Source organism: Vibrio sp. 2134-1 (genome assembly GCF_033339495.1).
Genome location: NZ_JAWOUS010000166.1, coordinates 1 through 984 on the forward strand (window position 1 = coordinate 1; position 984 = coordinate 984).

A 984-nucleotide genomic window follows, 5' to 3' on the forward strand; every position below is an offset into this window, starting at 1 on the left:
CGCTATTGGTGTTTTACTGGGTGAACCGCCAGAAAACCCAATCATAGGGTTGTTTAGCTTTTGCATGATCTTTGCGTTGCTGCTGCACTTCGTGAGAAATCGCACCAATGTACCTTATGACACGTTGGTCGGTGTATTTCTGGCGTTAGCTCTGGCGGTCGGGGCGGCGTTGCTGATGTACGTCGCACGTAAGATCAACATACACATGCTAGAAAACGTACTGTTCGGTTCGATTTTGACGGTGACCGATAGAGACATCACGTTGCTTGCAGTGAGTTGCTTGATCATCCTGCTGCTGCTGATTCCGACATTTAATCGCATTTTGCTCACGTGTATCAGCCCAGATATTGCTCGCGTGCGTGGCTTCAATACCAGCTTTTACGATTACCTATTCGTCATGATGATCACTTTAGTGACGATCGCCGCAGTGAAGATCGTTGGTGCCGTGTTAGTAGGTGCCCTGCTGTTGATCCCTGGTGCGACAGCTAGGTTGCTCACCAAGCGAATGGGAAGCTTTGTATTGCTTTCTTCTCTGCTTGCGACGGTTGCTTGCTTGGTTGGCAACATATTGCCAATGGAGCTCGACTTACCGGTGCCATCGGGCGCGTCGATCATCATTGTTTCCGCTGCTTTCTTCTTAACTGCAACGGTTTATCGAATTATTCGTAAGGCGTGATAACGCTTTTACCTACCCAACTTAAGTATCTCGACATAAAAATGAAAACTCTTACTTTAGGTTTAGGATTGATGGCGATGAGTACATTGTCATCATTGGCGATGGCCAAAGATATTTTAACCAGTACCCCTGTGACTTACATGCTGTCAGAGCAACTGATGAAAGGAACGGGCGTGGAAACCACATATCTGCCTCCCAAACGCTATGGTATTGAACGCGTGGCGAATTGGTTCGCCACTAAAGGTGCAAACCAAGTTTCAGAGGCAGGAAAGAGCGCAACCGTGGCCATCACCATGAGAGCCATTTGG

1 protein-coding gene and 1 pseudogene are annotated in these 984 nt (G+C 47.9%); both read left to right on the forward strand.

The features are described 5' to 3' along the window. Positions 1 to 676, forward strand: a 676-nt coding sequence (locus tag R7R78_RS24670) for a metal ABC transporter permease (RefSeq protein ID WP_225474443.1), incomplete at its 5' end; no start/stop codon positions are given. A 41-nt stretch (positions 677 to 717) separates the two neighbouring features. Next, positions 718 to 984, forward strand: a pseudogene (locus R7R78_RS24675) (ABC transporter substrate-binding protein); the annotation flags it as partial.